Genomic DNA, 15,542 nt, shown 5'->3' on the forward strand with positions numbered 1-15,542 from the left:
GGGAGCGGCAAAAGGTCGCTGGCTCGCGGCGGTGGCGCCACCGGGGCGTGGTCGCGGGAGGGTTCGACGCCGCCGCGGACGGTCGAGCTACAGCCCGAGCCGGTCGCGGATCGCGTCGACGAGTCCACCGGGCGGGTCGTCGTCCGGCGCGTCGGGGTCGGGGATCACGCGGTCGTGCGCGTAGACGCGGACGCGCTCCTCGCTCTCGACGGTGATGAGCGAGTCCTCCTTGAGCGACGACAGCGCCTCCTCGACGGCGTCGATGTCGGCGTCGACGGCCGCACGCAGCTCCAACACCGTCATCCCCTCGTCGCCGCGGTCGACGAGCGCGTCCAGCAGCGCGACCTCGACGTCGGGGCGGTCGCGGTATTCCGGCTTTGCGGCCATGGGCGTTCGTTGGACAGGACGGGGTTTACCTCTACCGGCGGGGTCACCTGACCAGCCGGGAACAGGAGCCGCAGAGGTTCTCCTCTTTCACGTCGACCTCGCGGACGGTCGGGGAGAAGGACATGACGCACTTGCTGTTGTCGCAGTGCTCCAGCCCGAGCGTGTGGCCGATCTCGTGGACCACCTCCTTGCGGACCCGGTCCGAGAACACGTCGACCGCGGGCTTCGTGGAGACGCCGCCGTCGGAGGAGGTGCGGAGCCGGTGGGTGGAGATCACGGAGCCGTTGCCGTTGAGGTACGCGAGCCCGAACACGTAGTTCCGGCGGCGGTAGTAGAGGTCCTGCGGGGTGATTCCGATGTTCTTCTCGCCGCCGCCGACGCGGCTGACGGTCTCGATCAGGTCCTCGGCGCGGTACTGGTCGCGACCCTCGTCGTAGGCGGTCTCGGGGATCGGCTGATCGTCGTGGACCGTGACGTCGCAGTCGTATACCGACCGGAGCGCGCCGGAGGCCTCCCGCTTCACGCGCGGGGTGACCTCCCCGACGGGGACGATGTCCACGAGCATGAAACGGCTTATGACCGCCCCAATCTTAAAGCCCGCGCCGTGGTCTCACCGCCCCGTCTGGCGCTCGTCGAGGAGTTCGCCCGCCGCGATCGGCTGCTGGAGGTCGGCGTCGGCGACCGTCCCGGCGTCGCGCGATCGCTCGCCGAACGCGGCCGCGACGTCGTCGCGATCGACGTCGCCGTCGGCGAGCGGACGCGGGCCGCCGCCGACGGGACGGAGGCGGCGACGGTCGACGGTTCGCTTCGCGTCGTCGAGGCCGACGTGCTCGCCCTCGCGGAGGCGGCGGGCGGCGAGACCGGAACCGAACCTGACGAGGTGACGGGCGGGTTCGACGCGGTGTACGCCTGTAACCTCCCGGCGGAACTCCAGCGCCCGACGCTCACGCTCGCCGAGCGCCTGGACGCCGCGTGCCTGTTCACCACCCTCGGCTTCGAGGAGCCGACCGTGCCGGTCCGGCGGCGGTCGCTCTCCGGAGCCACGCTCTACGTCGCCCGCGGCGGTCCGGCGGGGTCCGGATCCTCGGGCGTCGATCGCGGACGGTGACGGGCTTCCGGCCGAATCGACCGCGAACCCGAACGTTCTTTCCCTCACCTGCCGGCGTACGGGTATGGAGGTCGACGCAGTCGTTCTCGACATCGACGGCGTCCTCGTCGACGTCGGCGACTCGTACCGGCGGGCCGTAATCGAGTCCGTCGACAGGGTGTGCGGCAAGACGATCGACCGCGACACGGTCCAGGCGTTCAAGGACGCCGGCGGGTTCAACAACGACTGGGAGCTGACGGACGCGGCCGCGCTGTACGTGTTGGCCCGCCGCGAGGGGCTCGGGATGGACCCGGAGACGTTCACCGACCGGGTCGCCGAGGCCGGGGGCGGGCTCGCCGCGGCGAAGGCGGTCGTCGGCGACCTCCCCCGGGTCGCGCAGGCGCGCGTCCGCGACCAGTGGGACACCGAGCGCCTCCGCGAGACGTTCCAGGCGCTGTACCTCGGGGAGGAGCTGTACCGCGAGCTCGAGGGCGGGGAGCCGCCGCTGTCGGCGCCGGGGTACATCCACGACGAGCCGACGCTCGTCGAGCCGGCGACGATCGCGGACCTCACCGAGCGGTTCGACGTCGGCGTGTTGACGGGGCGGCCCGCTGCCGAGGCCGAGATCGCCTTGGAGCGCGTCGGCCTCGACGTCCCCGACGACCGCCGGTTCACGATGGACGACTGGGAGGAGGGGAAGCCGCACCCGCGGGCGCTTGTCGCCCTCGCGGAGCGGTTCGGCGCCGAGCGCGTCGCCTTCGCCGGCGACACCCTCGACGACGTGCGGACCGCGCGCAACGCCGACGACGAGGACGCGAGCCGCGTCTACTACGGGATCGCCGTGTTGACGGGCGGGCTGACCGGCGAGGAGGGGCGCCGGAAGTTCGCCGAGAACGGGGCCGACGCGGTCGTCGATGACGTGAACGAGCTGGTCGGGTTGCTGGAATAGAAGATGGGCCTTGCCGGATTCGAACCGGCGATCAACTCGTTATGAGCGAGTCGCTTTAACCGGACTAAGCTAAAGGCCCGTGTTCCGGCGTTAGCGGGACGAACCCTTTAGCGTACCGAATCCCCTCGATCGCGGGAAGCCGTACCGGTACGAACAGGGAGCTACGCAGAGCGAGAAACGATGAGGCGCCGAAGCCAGGACTCGAACCTGGGACCGCCTCGTTAACAGCGAGGCGCTCTACCAACTGAGCTACTTCGGCCCGATTCAAGATACTCGACTGGTTTTGATAGGGCTTTCGTTTCCGCCCGACTCGGCCGCGACGAACCACGTGGGCGCGTCGAGTCGCCGGCGGCCGTTTTTCCGACCGCCCCGCTGCCCCCGCGACCGACACGTTTTCGGTCGGACCGCGAGAGGGACGGACATGGACGATCCCGAGTCGGACGAGCCCGAGTCCGACGACCTCGACGCGGTCCTCTCGCGCGTCCGCGACCGTGTGGTTCCGGAGCCCGAGGAGCGCGACCGGCTCCGGGAGGTCGCCGGCGACCTCGTCGAGCGCGCCCGCGAGGCGATCGCCGACCTCCCCGTCGAGGCGGACGTGGTGCAGGTGGGGTCGACGGCCCGCGGGACGTGGGTCTCCGGCGACCGCGACATCGACCTGTTCGTCCGGTTCGACGCGGACCTCGACCGCGCCGAACTGGAGGAGTACGGGCTCGCGGTCGGTCACGCCGTCCTCCCCGACGGCCACGAGGAGTACGCCGAACACCCGTACGTGAAGGGGACCTACGAGGGGTTCGACGTCGACCTCGTCCCCTGTCACGACGTGGAGACCGCGGGCGAGCTCGTCTCCGCGGTCGACCGGACCCCCTTCCACGACGCGTACCTCTCGGCGCGGCTCGACGACGAGCTCGCCGACGACGTGGTGCTCGCGAAGGCGTTCCTGAAGGGGATCGGCGCCTACGGGAGCGATCTCCGCACCGAGGGGTTCTCGGGCTACCTGACGGAGCTGCTCGTGTTAGAGCTCGGCGGGTTCGTCCCCCTCGTCGAGTCCGCGCGGAGCTGGCACCCGCCGGTGGAGTTCGACCCGGAGGGTCACGCCGAGGAGACGTTCGACGATCCGCTCGTCGTCGTCGATCCCACGGACCCGACCCGGAACGTCGCGGCGGTGCTCTCGGCCGCGAACGCCGCGCGGTTCCAGCACTACGCCCGCGAGCTGCTCGCGGCGCCGCGCGAGACGCTGTTCGAGCCCGACGACCCGCAGGCGCTCGACGCCGCGGGCGTCCGGGCCCACCTCGATCGGCGGGAGACGACCCCGGTCGCCGTCGTCTTCGACGCTCCCGACCTGGTCGACGACCAGCTGTGGCCCCAGCTCCGGCGCTCCCTCGACGGGATCGTCCGCGGGCTGAACGCGCACGGGTTCGACGTGTTGCGCGCGCAGGCGATGGTCGACGACGACCGGGCCGAACGGGGCCCGACCGGGCCGGTCCGCGCCGCGCTGTACGCCGAGCTGGAGGTCGCCGAGCGGCCGGCGGTCGAGCGCCACGAGGGCCCGCCGGTCGCGGTGCGGAAACACGCCGCGAGCTTCTACGAGTCGTACGCCGACGACGTCGACCCGGAGACGTACGGCCCGTTCATCGACGGCGAGCGGTACGTCGTCGAGCGGGAGCGGGAGTTCACGACGGTTCGGGCCTACCTCGAGAGCGACGCCGCCGGCGACGTCGCGCTCGGGGCGCAGGTGGAGCGGGCGTTCGCCGAGCGCGACGTGCTGGTCGGCGACGCCGTCGCGACGCTGGCGCCGACGTTCGGGACGACGCTCCGCGAGTTCTACGAGCCGCACCCGTGACCGGGCCGCGGAACCGCCGCCGCTCCGCGGCCCTCACGCCGAGAGGCGGTCCGACGCGAGGTAGACGAGCGCGACGAGCGCGATCAGGATCGCCCCGATCGCCGAGGTGAACGCCGCGACGCGCGGGAAGACGAGCCAGAAGGCGACGTAAAACGAGAGGGCGAACACGAGGAGCCCGGCGATCACGACGCCGCGGGTCGGGTTCTGGACCGCGGCGACGAACACCCGCTGCGGCAGCGAGAGATCGCCGAACGAGGGCGCCTCGTCGCCGAACGCTCCGGACGCGGCCTCGGACGGCGCGGCCTCCGCGGAGGCGGCGGCCGCGTCCGGATCCGCGGGGTCCGGATCGCCGGTCGCGCGCTCCGCGTCGGCCCCCCCGTCGACCCGGCTCTCGGCGTCGTCTGTCACGCGAGCCGGTACGGCCCGGAGGTGCCTGTACCTGTCGCTCCCGGCCGTCGGACTGACGGCCGGAGCGACTCACGCGACCGCGCCGACGAGCGTCGACCCGGCGAGGAACGCGACCAACGCGGCCGCCAGGTTCGCGGCGGCGAACCCGACGGCGACATCTGTTTCGCCGTCGGTCGCGGCCGACACCGCCTCGACCGCGAACGACGAGAACGTGGTGAACGCGCCGCAGGCGCCCGTCGCGACGAACAGCGTCGCCGCCGAGCCGATTGGCGCGGCGAGGACGGCGCCGAGCGCGAGGCTGCCGAGCGCGTTGACGGTCACCACAGAGCGGCGTCCCGCGACCCGGAGCCCGACGACGTGCCTGGCGACCGCGCCAAACGCTCCGCCGACGCCGACGAGCGCGGTCGCGGGGAGCGGTCCGATCACGCTCGGCCCCCGACCAGGAGTCCGCCGAGCGCGGCCGCGAATCCGACCGCGTAGCTCGCGGCGACGTACGCGGCTCCGGAGAGCCCTCCGAGCGCCACGGCGTCGCCGACGAACGTGCTGTAGGTCGTGAACGACGAGAGCGCCCCGGTACCGACGAATAGCTGTGCGCGGGTCGTCGCCGCCCGAGAGACCAACAGCCCGAGCGCGAAGGACCCGACGGCGTTGGCAGCGAGCGTGCCGGCGCCGGTCGGGTCCTCGACAGCGACGGCGACGCCGTGTCTGGCGACGGCGCCGAGGAAGCCGCCGGCTGCGACGAGCAGGTACCCGAGCGGCGTCCGTTCCATGCGAACGCGTCGGTGGCGGTCACCTTGGACCTTCGGGCTCGGGCGCGTCCGGGGCGTCTGCAGCGGGCCCGTCGGAAGCACCCGCGTCGCTCGCTCGGGGGCTCCCGCCGCCGTGCGGCGTCCGCCGTTCGCGGACCCTGACGGTGTGACTCGTCTCGGTCGCGTCGTCGACGACGAGCGCCTCGCCGGTGCCGGTCGGGAGCCGCTCGGCGAGGCCGCCCGCGAGGTACGTCGCCTCGGCCTCCGTGAGCCGGGCCACGTCGCGCTCGGCGGTGAGCCGGTGACAGACCAGCAGGTCCGACTGGGAGACGGCGACGCTCGGCAGGGCGCCCGGGCGCTGCGTCGCGCAGACGAGCGAGACCCCCGGCGCGCGGCCGCGGGTCAGGAGCGTTCGGAGGGCGGGGTCGGCGACGCCGCCGAAGAAGGCGTGCGCCTCGTCGACGAGCAGCCACGGGAGCCGGTCGAGGTCGCCGCCGATCCGGGCGTCGTAGAGCCCGCGGGCGACCGCCCTGACGACGGCGGCCGCGGCGGCCTCGGGGACCCCGGCGAGGTCGAGCACGGTCGGAGTCCCGTCGGTCGCGAGGGCGGTGATCGGCGGCGCCTCGGCGTCGAACGCGCCCCACGACGCCGCGAGCCGAAGGTGGTTCGCGGCCGCGAGGCGCGCGCTCTCCGGCGCGTCGGCCTCGGCGACGCGGTCGCGCAGGTCGGCGACCGAGACCGTCCCCGCGCCCGCCGTCGCGTCGGCGACGGCCCGCCACACCACCCCGCCCGGGCCGCCCGTCGGGTCGAGGCCGAGCAGGTCCGGCCACGCGGACGCCGGGACCGCGTCCGGACGGATCGACGGCTCGACCGTGGGACCGCCCACGGCCCGGAGGCCCTCGAAGACGCCCATCGGATCGACGACGACCGGGGAGACGCCCGACGCGTCCGCGAGCCCCTCGGCGAGGACGCCGAGCGTGTACGACTTCCCGGTGCCGCGCTTGCCGAAGACGACGCCGGCGTGCGGCCGGTCCGCGTCGACGCCGACCGGGGCTCCGGCGGTACCGTCGCGGGCGAGAAAGGAGCCGAGACGGACGGTCGGGAGCGACGCGGCGCGGTCCCCGTCCGCCTCGCGTCCGAGCACGTGCATACCGGCGGTGGCCGCGGTATCGCCCAAAAGGGTCGGGGAGGCGAGACGGGCGAGCTCGTCGACGACGGCGCTACCGAGCCGACCGCTTATGAGCGATGCCGCGGCCAGGGGCCGTATGTCGGACTCGAAACGCGACGGACGCACCGCGAACCGCCGATCGTTCCGCGCGGACAGCCGCGCGATCGAGGGGTTACCGGTCAGACTGGTGATCGCCCTCGTCGTCGGCGTCGCCAGCCTCAGCGTGATGATGGGGATGATCGGGGACATCGAGGGGCTCGCCGCGACCGAGGTGGACGCGCAGCCGCAGCCGGAGGTGACGACGCCCGGCGAGCAGTCCATCGACGTCTCCGTCATCGACCCCGACGGCGGGCGGGTCGCCGACGCGACGGTCCTCGTCCGCAGCGGGTCGGCGCAGATCGACGGGGTCGCGACGGCGGAGACGAACGAGGAGGGGGTCGCGACCGTCGACGTCGCGCCGGAGCTGGGACCGAACCAGCCTGACGGGACGCTCACGGTCGACGTCAAGCCGCCGGCAGAGGGCGACTACGTCGACGAGCGGGAGAACACGGCGGTGCTCGTCGTCGAGGAGTGACGGAGGGGACGCGTCGGGGCGCTTCGTTCCCTCACAGGCGGTCGTCCCAGTCGATCCACTCCTGCTCCCACCCGTGTCGCGCGAAGTGGCCCTGTTCGGCCCGCTCGGCGTCCTCGCGGCGCGTGCGGTTCCGCTCCACGCCGCGCTGCTCCCCGTCGACGAGCATCGGCCGGAGGCGGGCCGGACCGGCGGTCTCGACGGTGCGGAACCCGGGCGGGGCGTCGTCGTCCGCTCCCGCGGTTCCGTCCGGCCTCGGCTCGATCGCCGCGACCGTCTGCACCGCGTTCCCCCGCGGGTAGACGATCCGCCCGCCGTCGGCGAGCTGCTCCCTGAGCGCGCGGGGCGGTTCGAGGACCGCGGCCTCCAGGAGGATCCGGTCGTACGGCGCGTACTCCGGCAGCCCGTTGGCGCCGTCTCGCCGGTCGACGAGGACGGCGTCGTGGCCCGCCGCGGAGAGGTTCGACCGCGCGATCGACACCGCCTCGCGGTCGATGTCGACCGCGTGGACGTGTCTCGCGCCCGCGATCTCGGCGAGCAGCGCGACCGAGTAGCCGACGCCGGCGCCGACCACGAGGACGTCGTCGCCCTCCGCGGCGTCCAGCGCGGTGATCAGTCGCACCACCGTCGCCGGCGCGAGGACGCGCGTCCCGGCCTCGTCGCTCGCGGCGTTCGCGTACGGGGAGTCGTCGACGAACGCCTCTCGCGGGACCCGCTTGAGGGCCGTCAGCACGGCGGCGCCGAGCGGCTCGCCGAGCTCGTGTTCGAGCCCCTCGATCATGTCCGCCCGCAGCGACGCCTCGTCCATGGTCGGGCTCGGTGCTCGGTCGCCTAAAACCGCTCGTTCGGCGCGGCGGCGGGACGGTTCGGGTCGGGCGAGGCCCGTCACCGCATCGGCACGAACCGGACGCCGCCGTGGTCCTCCCGCTCGACGCCGTCTTCGCGGACCGTCAGGCGCACGAGCCGCTGACCGCCGCCGAGGAGCCCCCCGTCCTCGACCGGCGCGACGACCCGACCGCCGGTCCGGACCTGGTCGACTATCGGGTCGGGGACGCCGCCGGACGGGGCGCACGTCAGGGAGGCCGCGTCGAACGGCGCCTCGTCGCGGAACGCCTCGCGGCCGTCGCCGGCCCGGACGGTCACGTCGTAGCCGAGCCGGTCGAGCCGCTCGCGGGCGTCGGCGGCGAGCTCGGGGACGTACTCGGCGCTGTAGACGTTGCCCCCGCCGACGAGCTCGGCGAGGACGGCGGCGTGGTAGCCGCAGCCGGTGCCGACTTCGAGGACGCGGTCGCCGCGGTCCGGATCGAGGAGGTCCGTCATCACCGCGACCATGTGCGGCGCGCTGATCGTCTGGTCGCGGCCGATCGGGAGCGGCCGGTCGGCGTAGGCGCGCGAGCGGTGGCTCTCGGGGACGAACTCGTGTCTGGGGACGGCCTCGATCGCCGACAGCGTGCGCTCGCTCACGTCGAGGCGCTCCCGGAGCGCGTCGACGAGCTCCCGGCGAGCGGCCGCGCGGTCGGGGGGCTCACCGCGCTCCGGACCGTCTCGTGAACTCGGTCCGTTCGCGTCGTCCATGCGATACGGTAGCACGGCTACCGTGGAGAAACTGTCGGCGGTGCCGGCTCGTCGTCAGGGGGCCGGTGGCGTCAGCTCACGTCGATGCTGTGGCCCTCGCCGCTCTCCGACCGCTTCGGGAGCGTGACGGTGAGGACTCCGTTCTCGTAGGAGGCGGTCGCGCCGTCGCGCTCGACGGGCTCAGCGATCGGGACCCGTCGCGAGACGGACCGCGACCGGCGCTCGCGGCGGCGGTACCGGACTCCCTCCGCGTCCGCGTCGCCCGCTCCGTCCGCGACGTCGCGCTCCTCCTCGCGGGTGGCCGCGATCGACAGCGACTCCTCGCGCAGTTCGACGTCGATGTCCTCGTCGTCGAACCCCGGGAGGTCGGCGAGCACCGTGATCGACTCGTCGTCCTCGATCACGTCGACGGCGACGTCGCGGGCGCCGGGGAGTCGGGGACCCCCCGGCGCGTCGAGCGTCCCGCCGAGCTCCTCGAACTCGCGGCCCATCCGTTCGAGCAGTTCCTCGATCTCGCCGAAGGGATCGCGTCGCGTCATACAGGTCAGGATTCGTGACGGAGCGACTTGAACGTACGGGCGCGAGGGTCGAACGGGTCGGCGAGAGCGCCGTCGCCGGGCCTCAGAGGAACGGCCGCCAGTAGTACGGGCTGACGAACCCCTCGATGAACGCGGCGACGGCGATGAGTACGCCGACGCCGACCAGCACCCAGAACGCGGTCTCCAGGGCGTCGGCGAACTCGGCGCGGGAGCGCCGCCCGCGGAGCGTCCGCCACGAGACGATCCCGAGGCGGACCCCGAGCGCGCCGGAGACGAACAGCGCCGGGATTTCGAGGATCCCGTGAGGGACGACGAACGCCGCGAGCGCGGCGAGGTTCTCCTCTAACGCGGCCGTGGCGCCAAGCGCGAGGCCGTTGAACGCGATCGACGACAGCGCCGGTACCACGAGGGCGACGCCCGCCAGCGACGTCGCGATCGCGACCGTCCAGTTGTTGCCGAAGAAGTTGAGCGCCGCCACGGGCGGGACGTGACCGACGAGCCGGCCCTCGATCGAGGTCGTGAGCGCGCCGACGAACGGGTCGACCGCGAGCCAGCCGAGTGCGCCGAACCCGACGCCGACGGCGACGGCGAGGACGTGCAGGCCGGGGCTCCCGCGCACGAACGCGGTCATCTCGCGCCAGCCGCGGCGGACGCCGCCGGACAGCTGCGCGCGGAGGCTCGCCTCGGGGGGGTCGTGCGGGTCGACCGCGCCGCGGTAGTCGCCGTAGAGGACGGTCTTGAGCAGGTCGAGCGCGGGCGCCGCGGCGACCGCGCTGACGAGCGCGACGATCGCGCCGCCGCCGAGGAACGCCAGCGCGGAGGCGGCCGACGAGATCGCGACGAGGACGCCGACGGCGACGACGAGGTACGCGGCGGCGTCGGCCGGGTTCGATCGGACGAACCCGCCGGCGCCCTCCACGGCGCCGACCGCGCCCGCGTCGTCGACGACGACGGCCGCCGGGGCGAACGCGAAGACGGCCCGCACGAGCAGGAGGGCGACGAAGCCGACGAGGAGGGCGACGAGCGCGGCCGCGGCGCCGAGGAACGGGTCGACGGCGAACGCGGCGCCGACCGCGATCCCGCCGAGGAGGAGGACGCCGAGCCAGCAGAGCAGCTCGGCGACGTAGATCCCGAGGAACGTGAGCCAGCGGTCCCGGACGCCGGCGATCCCGGCGGTGAGCCCGCGGGCGCTCCGAAGCCGGGCGACGACGGCGGACATCTGGCCGGCCGACACCGCGGCGTACGTCAGGACCGCGATCGCCGCGGTCGCGAGCGTTCCGGCCAGGACGAGGGCGAGCGCGGTCGGCGACGCGAGCGGTTCGAGCGCCGGGGCGAGCGACTCGCCCCACGCCTGCAGCGCCTCGGGGTCCTGCGTGTCGGGCGGCGTCAGGTCCAGCCTCGCGAGCGACTCGCGGGCGGCCGCGAGCCGACCGGTGAGTTCGAGGTGGAGGTAGACGCCGGCGAGCGCGGTGAACAGGCCGATCCGAGCGATGACGGGGACCGCCGTTCCGAGGAGGTAGAACGGGATCAGGTCAGCGGGGCGCCGCCGGAGGGTGGAGGCCGCGGCGGTGACGGCGGATGACAGATCCATGCGGAGCGGTTCGGTCGTTCGACACTTAATGGGTCCGTGTGTCGCGAGTCGGGTCGGCTCGCGCCCGACCACCGCGTCGCGGCTCAGTCCGTCGCCGGCTCCTCCGCCTCGTCGACCTCGGGGTCGACCCCGCTGCCGCGCTCCGCCATGAGGTCCGCGGCGCGCCCGGCCCAGCCGGAGTACCGGAAGCCCGCGGCGACGACGAGGGCCATCCAGGCGTACGCGAGCGAGACGCCGACGTACGCGCCCGTCGGACCGAGACCGACCGTCCGCCCGAGCAGCCACGACGCGCCGAGGAACAGCCCGAACATCCCCGACACCCGCGCGACGAGCGGGATCCGCGTCTCGCTCGCGCCCTGCAGCGCGCCGGAGAGCGCGGAGAAGCAGGCGAGCGCGGTCCCGGCGACCCCGTAGACGCGGGCGAAGTCGACCGCGTAGCGGACCGTCGCCGCGTCGTCGGTGAACAGCGGGACGAGCCGCGGCGCGGCGACGACGAGGCCGCCGCCGATCGCCCCGACCGTGAGCGCGCCGAGCCCGGCGACCGCCCACCCGTTGAACCGCGCCTCGTCCGGGTCGCCGGCGCCGAGCGCCTGCCCGACGAGCACCGAGGCCGCCACGTTGTACCCGCGCGAGAGCGGTCCGGTCACCTGCTGGTACGCCCGCCGCCCGATCTGGAAGCCGGCGTTGACCGCCTCGCCGAAGCCGAGGAGGAGGGCGTTGAACGGGAACTCCGCGAGCTCCGAGCCGAACCCCTCCGCCACCCGCGGCGCGCTCACGCGGAGGAGCTGGCCGGCGATCGTGAGGTCGCGGGGGCGCGCGAAGCTCGCGTCGGTCCGGGGGCCCCGGATCGCGAGACAGAGGAGGCCGGCGGTGAGCACGTTCGCGCCCGCGGTCGCCAGCCCGACGCCGACGACTTCGAGCCGCGGGAGGCCGAACAGCCCCAGCCCGAGCGCGACGGAGCCGACGATGTTGAGCGAGTTGGCCGCAATGTTAACGTACATCGGCGTTCGGGTGTCGCCGGTCCCCTGCAGCGCGCGGGCGCCGACCAGGGCGACGTGACGCGCGGGCGCGGTCGCGAACACGATCGCGAGGTACGTCGAGCCGAGGGCGACGACCTCGGGCGCGGTCCGCTCCCCGACCAGCCGGCCGAAGGCGTCGATCGCGAGCTCGCCGAAGGCGAGGCCGAACAGCACGAACGGGACCCCGGCGAGCGCGCCGATCAGGATCGCCTGCGTCACGGCCTCGTCGCGGTTCTCGGCGGCGCCTGCGCCCGTGTCCTGCGAGGAGAGCGCGATCGCGCCGCCGCCGAGGCCGAGCCCGATCCGGAGCGGGAACCGGGCGTAGAGGTCGGCGAGCCCGACGGCGACGACCGCGGACGGCGAGAACAGCGCGGTGACGAGCACGTCGGTCGTCCGCATCGCGGTGCGGAACGTCTGCTCGGCCATGACGGGCCACGCGAGCGCGAAGACGCGCCGCCAGACATCGCGCAGCCGCGGGAGATCCATGCGTCACGCCGGAGGGTCGTGCGCCGCTTTTAGGTGTCGGAGCCGGTCGAGACCGCCGGAGCCGCCGTCGGCGTCGACGGCCGATCGGCGGTCCCGGTCGACTCCGCGCGCGGGAGCGTCACCTCGAACAGGGCGCCGCCGAGGTCGGAGTCCGCGACCGCGATCTCCCCGCCGTAGGCGTCGACGAGCGCGTCGACGATCTGGAGCCCGCCCGTGTCGTCTCCGGCGTCGAAGAGCGCGTCGCGTCGCTCCGGCGGGATCCCGGGACCGTCGTCGGCGACGGAGAGGGTGACCGTCTCGGGGCCGGCGCGGACGGCGACGCGGACCAGCGCGTTCGGACCGGCGTGCTCGACGGCGTTCTCGACGAGGTTGTCGACGACGGACCGGAGGCCGTCGGTGGCCGCGACCGGCGCCGGCTCGTCGAGGTCGACCTCGACGGTGACGCCCTGGGCCCGGTCGACGTCGTCGACGACCGACCGGGCCGTGCTCGCGAGGTCCATCGGCCGGAGCGTCGCGTCGCCGAGGAGCGCGTCCGCGATCCCGCTCGTGGCCTCGATCAGGTCGAGCCCCTCCTGCGCCTTGCGGGAGATGACGGTTCGGGGGTCGGCGTCGCCGGCGTCGTCCCCGAGGTCCGCGTATCCCCGGATCGTCGCGAAGTCGTTCCGGAGGTCGTGACGCAGCAGGTGGTTGACGAACGACACCGCCCGCGTCGCCTCGCGGGCGCGGCGCGCCTCCGACGCCTGCCGCACCGCGTAGTACCCGGCGACGATGCCCGCGAGGGCGCCGGCGCCCGCGGAGACCAGGAGCGGGAACGCCGGCTCGACGAGCGGCCGTCCCTCGAAGGCGCGGACGAGCAGCGTCGCGCCGATCGCGCCGAGGGCCGTGAGCGCGCCCGCGACCGTCCACCGCGCGACCCGCCGCTCCCCGCACCGCGGGAGTCCGGCCCGGGAGAGCCGTCGGCCGGCGTAGACTACGGCGAGCGCGAGCCCGCCGTCGAGCGCCAGGGCGAGTATCGGACCGGTCGAATCCCGAACGGCGCCGAGCTCGCTCCAGTGGTGGACGACCGCCGCGAGGAGGATCGCGGCCCCGAGCGCGGAGACGACCAGGTGGCCGCGGGGGCGATACATGCGCTCACCCAGGCGGGCGGCGATCAAAACCTTTGGGCCGAACGGCGGCGCACGCCCGAAGCTTCAAGCGTGCGAACGACCCACACGACCCATGGACGTGTTCGCGTACGGGACGCTGACCGAGCCCGACCGCGTCGCCGCGGTGCTCGACTCGTACGTCTACGTCGGCCCGGCGACCCTGACGGGGCTCCGCCCCGTGGAGGGGCGGTACCCGACGCTCGTACCGGGAGGCGAGACGGCCGGTCGGCTCCTCCGGACCGACGAGACGGCCGCGCTCGACGAGTACGAGGGCGTCGAGGACGGGCTGTACCATCGGGTGAGCGTCCCGCTCGACGCGCCGGACGGGCACCCGGACCGGGCCGCCGTCTACGTGGGCGACCCCGAGCGCCTCGACGCGGACGCCTCGTGGCCGGACGCGACGCGGTCGGACGCGGCGCAATCGGACGCGGCGCGGTCGGACGCGATGCGATCGGACGCGGGATCCGCGGACGACCCCGCGGACCTCGATCGGGGGTTCGCCGAGCGCGTCGCGGCGTACCTCGAACGGGCCGACGTGCGGGTGCGGCTGACCCCCGAAAACCCCGTCTGACGGAGGAATGACGGCGCCGCTGTCGTGCGGTTTCACTTTCGCTCCGCTAGCCCCACCTTTTTGTATTCAGCCCGCTTGGTTTCAGGTGCACGTCACACGCGTGCATTCCCCCCTTCACGGACGGCGAGCCGGTCGCTCGCCCGTCGGCTTCCGCCCGATCCGGAGCGTGTCGTCCGTCGTTCGGTCGGAATCGGGAGCGACGCGGCGGACCGGAACCGATTAGCGGGCGGCGCGGCGACGGGGAGGCATGCTGTCCCTCTCCGACGTTCACGCGGCGCGCGAGCGCGTCGACGGCGTGGCGCGTCACACGCCCTTAGAGCGGTCGCGGACCTTCTCCGAGATGAGCGGCGCGGACGTCCGGCTCAAGCTGGAGAACTTCCAGCGGACCGGGGCGTTCAAGATCCGCGGCGCGATGAACCGGATCGCGACGCTCTCCGACGCGGAGCGCGAGGCCGGGGTCGTCACCGCGAGCGCGGGGAACCACGCGCAGGGCGTCGCCCTCGCGGCCCAGCGCGCGGGCGTCGACGCCACCGTCGTGATGCCGAAGTTCGCGCCCGTCTCGAAGGTGAAGGCCACCCGCGGGTACGGCGCGAGCGTCCGCCTGGAGGGCGTCGACTACGACGAGGCGCAGGCGTACGCCCACGAGCTGGAGCGCGAGGAGGGCCGCACCTACGTCCACGCCTTCGACGACCCGGTCGTGATGGCCGGGCAGGGGACGCTCGGCCTGGAGATCGTCGACGACTGCCCCGAGCTCGACACGGTCGTCGTCCCGATCGGCGGCGGCGGGCTCATCTCGGGGGTCGCCGTCGCGGTCAAAGAGCAGCTCCCCGACGCGCGCGTCGTCGGCGTGCAGGCCGACGGGGCGGCGTCGGCCGCGAAGTCGCTCGAAGCCGGCGAAGTCACGGAGATCGACAGCGTCGACACGATCGCCGACGGGATCGCCACGCGCGCGGTCGGCGAGGCGACCCTCGAAGTCATGACCGAGTACGTCGACGAGGTCGTCACCGTCGACGACCGCGAGATCGCCTTAGCCCTCACGCTGCTCCTCGAACGCGCCAAGACGCTCGTGGAGGGCGCGGGGGCGGTCGCGCTCGCCGCCGTCCTCTCCGAGGCGTTCGAGTACGACGACGGCGAGACGGTCGTCGCCGCGCTCTGCGGCGGGAACATCGACCTCAACCGCCTCGGCACCGTGATCCGGCGCGGGCTGGTCCAGATGGGTCGATACCTCAAGATCACGGTCAGCCTGAAGGACCGGCCTGGCGAGCTGGAGCGCGTCTCCAGCATCGTCGCGCGCACCGGCGCGAACGTGTACGCGGTCCACCACGACCGCACCTCGCGCGACGTGGCCGTCAACGCCGCCGAGCTCGAACTCGAATTAGAGACCGACGACGCCGAACACGCCGCCGACATCGTCGACGCGCTCGAAGCCGACGGATACGAGGTCGAGGTCCTGTCCT

Annotated in this window: 18 protein-coding genes and 2 tRNA genes; 6 read left to right on the top strand and 14 right to left on the bottom strand. The window is 73.8% G+C overall.

The genetic code is table 11. The features are described 5' to 3' along the window. Positions 1-87: 87 nt before the first annotated feature. Entirely contained in the window at positions 88-387 is a 300-nt protein-coding gene (locus ACFQMF_RS10155; protein ID WP_092564924.1) for a DUF6432 family protein, read from the bottom strand. Positions 388-430: 43 nt separating this feature from the next. Beyond that, a complete protein-coding gene (locus ACFQMF_RS10160) occupies positions 431-952 on the bottom strand; it encodes an archaemetzincin family Zn-dependent metalloprotease (protein WP_092564926.1) in 522 nt (173 codons plus the stop codon). Positions 953-991: 39 nt separating this feature from the next. Here ACFQMF_RS10160 and ACFQMF_RS10165 point away from each other — a divergent pair, with 39 nt between their 5' ends. Both ACFQMF_RS10165 and ACFQMF_RS10170 read left to right on the top strand, forming a co-directional pair. Continuing rightward, complete coding sequence (locus ACFQMF_RS10165) at positions 992-1,495, top strand: UPF0146 family protein (RefSeq protein WP_256409132.1); 504 nt, start codon at positions 992-994, stop codon at positions 1,493-1,495. Positions 1,496-1,559: 64 nt separating this feature from the next. Continuing rightward, the gene (locus ACFQMF_RS10170; protein WP_256409133.1) at positions 1,560-2,423 is read left to right on the top strand and encodes a TIGR01548 family HAD-type hydrolase; all 864 of its coding nucleotides are present in this window, start codon (positions 1,560-1,562) and stop codon (positions 2,421-2,423) included. Positions 2,424-2,427: 4 nt separating this feature from the next. On the opposite strand, the gene ACFQMF_RS10175 is transcribed toward ACFQMF_RS10170, so the two are convergent. Both ACFQMF_RS10175 and ACFQMF_RS10180 read right to left on the bottom strand, forming a co-directional pair. After that, positions 2,428-2,502: transfer RNA gene (locus ACFQMF_RS10175), tRNA-Ile, on the bottom strand. A 107-nt stretch (positions 2,503-2,609) separates the two neighbouring features. Next, positions 2,610-2,682 (bottom strand) — tRNA-Asn (locus tag ACFQMF_RS10180). 162 nt (positions 2,683-2,844) lie between these two features. Between ACFQMF_RS10180 and cca the strand changes: the two genes are divergently transcribed. Continuing rightward, positions 2,845-4,263 (top strand): CCA tRNA nucleotidyltransferase, encoded by a 1,419-nt coding sequence (gene cca / locus ACFQMF_RS10185; protein WP_256409134.1) that lies wholly within the window; start codon positions 2,845-2,847, stop codon positions 4,261-4,263. 33 nt (positions 4,264-4,296) lie between these two features. Here cca and ACFQMF_RS10190 read toward each other — a convergent pair whose 3' ends face one another. From ACFQMF_RS10190 to ACFQMF_RS10205, 4 genes are all read right to left on the bottom strand, one after another. Beyond that, a complete protein-coding gene (locus tag ACFQMF_RS10190; protein WP_256409135.1) occupies positions 4,297-4,671 on the bottom strand; it encodes a hypothetical protein in 375 nt (124 codons plus the stop codon). 69 nt (positions 4,672-4,740) lie between these two features. Further along, positions 4,741-5,097, bottom strand: coding sequence for a fluoride efflux transporter FluC (locus tag ACFQMF_RS10195; RefSeq protein ID WP_256409136.1), 357 nt, complete (start codon positions 5,095-5,097; stop codon positions 4,741-4,743). Further along, positions 5,094-5,441, bottom strand: coding sequence for a CrcB family protein (locus ACFQMF_RS10200; RefSeq protein WP_256409137.1), 348 nt, complete (start codon positions 5,439-5,441; stop codon positions 5,094-5,096). Before ACFQMF_RS10200 ends, ACFQMF_RS10195 begins: the two co-directional genes overlap by 4 nt. Before the next feature lie 19 nt (positions 5,442-5,460). Then, positions 5,461-6,570: an ATP-binding protein gene (locus ACFQMF_RS10205; protein WP_256409138.1), complete on the bottom strand. Its 1,110-nt coding sequence runs from the start codon at positions 6,568-6,570 to the stop codon at positions 5,461-5,463. A gap of 115 nt (positions 6,571-6,685) precedes the next feature. Between ACFQMF_RS10205 and ACFQMF_RS10210 the strand changes: the two genes are divergently transcribed. After that, positions 6,686-7,162, top strand: coding sequence for a DUF7382 domain-containing protein (locus ACFQMF_RS10210; RefSeq protein WP_256409139.1), 477 nt, complete (start codon positions 6,686-6,688; stop codon positions 7,160-7,162). A 31-nt stretch (positions 7,163-7,193) separates the two neighbouring features. On the opposite strand, the gene ACFQMF_RS10215 is transcribed toward ACFQMF_RS10210, so the two are convergent. The 6 genes from ACFQMF_RS10215 to ACFQMF_RS10240 all read right to left on the bottom strand — a co-directional run bounded on the left by ACFQMF_RS10215 (position 7,194) and on the right by ACFQMF_RS10240 (position 13,496). Further along, positions 7,194-7,967, bottom strand: coding sequence for a protein-L-isoaspartate O-methyltransferase family protein (locus tag ACFQMF_RS10215; protein WP_256409140.1), 774 nt, complete (start codon positions 7,965-7,967; stop codon positions 7,194-7,196). A gap of 77 nt (positions 7,968-8,044) precedes the next feature. Beyond that, positions 8,045-8,734 carry a protein-L-isoaspartate(D-aspartate) O-methyltransferase gene (locus ACFQMF_RS10220; protein ID WP_256409141.1) on the bottom strand — a complete coding sequence of 230 codons (690 nt, stop codon included), beginning with the start codon at positions 8,732-8,734 and terminating at the stop codon, positions 8,045-8,047. A gap of 71 nt (positions 8,735-8,805) precedes the next feature. Beyond that, positions 8,806-9,273, bottom strand: a complete 468-nt coding sequence (locus ACFQMF_RS10225) for an Hsp20/alpha crystallin family protein (protein ID WP_256409142.1) — start codon at positions 9,271-9,273, stop codon at positions 8,806-8,808. An 82-nt stretch (positions 9,274-9,355) separates the two neighbouring features. Beyond that, a complete protein-coding gene (locus ACFQMF_RS10230) occupies positions 9,356-10,864 on the bottom strand; it encodes a stage II sporulation protein M (RefSeq protein ID WP_256409143.1) in 1,509 nt (502 codons plus the stop codon). Positions 10,865-10,947: 83 nt separating this feature from the next. After that, entirely contained in the window at positions 10,948-12,369 is a 1,422-nt protein-coding gene (locus tag ACFQMF_RS10235; RefSeq protein ID WP_256409144.1) for an MATE family efflux transporter, read from the bottom strand. Between the two features lie 29 nt (positions 12,370-12,398). Beyond that, entirely contained in the window at positions 12,399-13,496 is a 1,098-nt protein-coding gene (locus ACFQMF_RS10240; RefSeq protein WP_256409145.1) for an ATP-binding protein, read from the bottom strand. Between the two features lie 91 nt (positions 13,497-13,587). Between ACFQMF_RS10240 and ACFQMF_RS10245 the strand changes: the two genes are divergently transcribed. After that, the gene (locus tag ACFQMF_RS10245) at positions 13,588-14,085 is read left to right on the top strand and encodes a gamma-glutamylcyclotransferase family protein (RefSeq protein ID WP_256409146.1); all 498 of its coding nucleotides are present in this window, start codon (positions 13,588-13,590) and stop codon (positions 14,083-14,085) included. Positions 14,086-14,332: 247 nt separating this feature from the next. Continuing rightward, the coding region (ilvA, locus tag ACFQMF_RS10250; RefSeq protein WP_256409147.1) for a threonine ammonia-lyase at positions 14,333-15,542 on the top strand (1,210 nt) is incomplete at its 3' end.

The organism is Halorubrum rutilum, assembly GCF_042665015.1.
Classification (GTDB): Archaea; Halobacteriota; Halobacteria; order Halobacteriales; family Haloferacaceae; genus Halorubrum; species Halorubrum rutilum.

Coding starts and splice junctions, on each gene's coding strand:
- ACFQMF_RS10210 (WP_256409139.1), top strand. CDS start 6,686: ATGTCGGACTCGAAACGCGACGGACGCACCGCGAACCGCCGATCGTTC.
- ACFQMF_RS10240 (WP_256409145.1), bottom strand. CDS start 13,496: ATGTATCGCCCCCGCGGCCACCTGGTCGTCTCCGCGCTCGGGGCCGCG.
- ACFQMF_RS10215 (WP_256409140.1), bottom strand. CDS start 7,967: ATGGACGAGGCGTCGCTGCGGGCGGACATGATCGAGGGGCTCGAACAC.
- ACFQMF_RS10160 (WP_092564926.1), bottom strand. CDS start 952: ATGCTCGTGGACATCGTCCCCGTCGGGGAGGTCACCCCGCGCGTGAAG.
- ACFQMF_RS10225 (WP_256409142.1), bottom strand. CDS start 9,273: ATGACGCGACGCGATCCCTTCGGCGAGATCGAGGAACTGCTCGAACGG.
- ACFQMF_RS10235 (WP_256409144.1), bottom strand. CDS start 12,369: ATGGATCTCCCGCGGCTGCGCGATGTCTGGCGGCGCGTCTTCGCGCTC.
- cca (WP_256409134.1), top strand. CDS start 2,845: ATGGACGATCCCGAGTCGGACGAGCCCGAGTCCGACGACCTCGACGCG.
- ACFQMF_RS10230 (WP_256409143.1), bottom strand. CDS start 10,864: ATGGATCTGTCATCCGCCGTCACCGCCGCGGCCTCCACCCTCCGGCGG.
- ACFQMF_RS10200 (WP_256409137.1), bottom strand. CDS start 5,441: ATGGAACGGACGCCGCTCGGGTACCTGCTCGTCGCAGCCGGCGGCTTC.
- ACFQMF_RS10205 (WP_256409138.1), bottom strand. CDS start 6,570: ATGCACGTGCTCGGACGCGAGGCGGACGGGGACCGCGCCGCGTCGCTC.
- ACFQMF_RS10170 (WP_256409133.1), top strand. CDS start 1,560: ATGGAGGTCGACGCAGTCGTTCTCGACATCGACGGCGTCCTCGTCGAC.
- ACFQMF_RS10220 (WP_256409141.1), bottom strand. CDS start 8,734: ATGGACGACGCGAACGGACCGAGTTCACGAGACGGTCCGGAGCGCGGT.
- ACFQMF_RS10245 (WP_256409146.1), top strand. CDS start 13,588: ATGGACGTGTTCGCGTACGGGACGCTGACCGAGCCCGACCGCGTCGCC.
- ACFQMF_RS10155 (WP_092564924.1), bottom strand. CDS start 387: ATGGCCGCAAAGCCGGAATACCGCGACCGCCCCGACGTCGAGGTCGCG.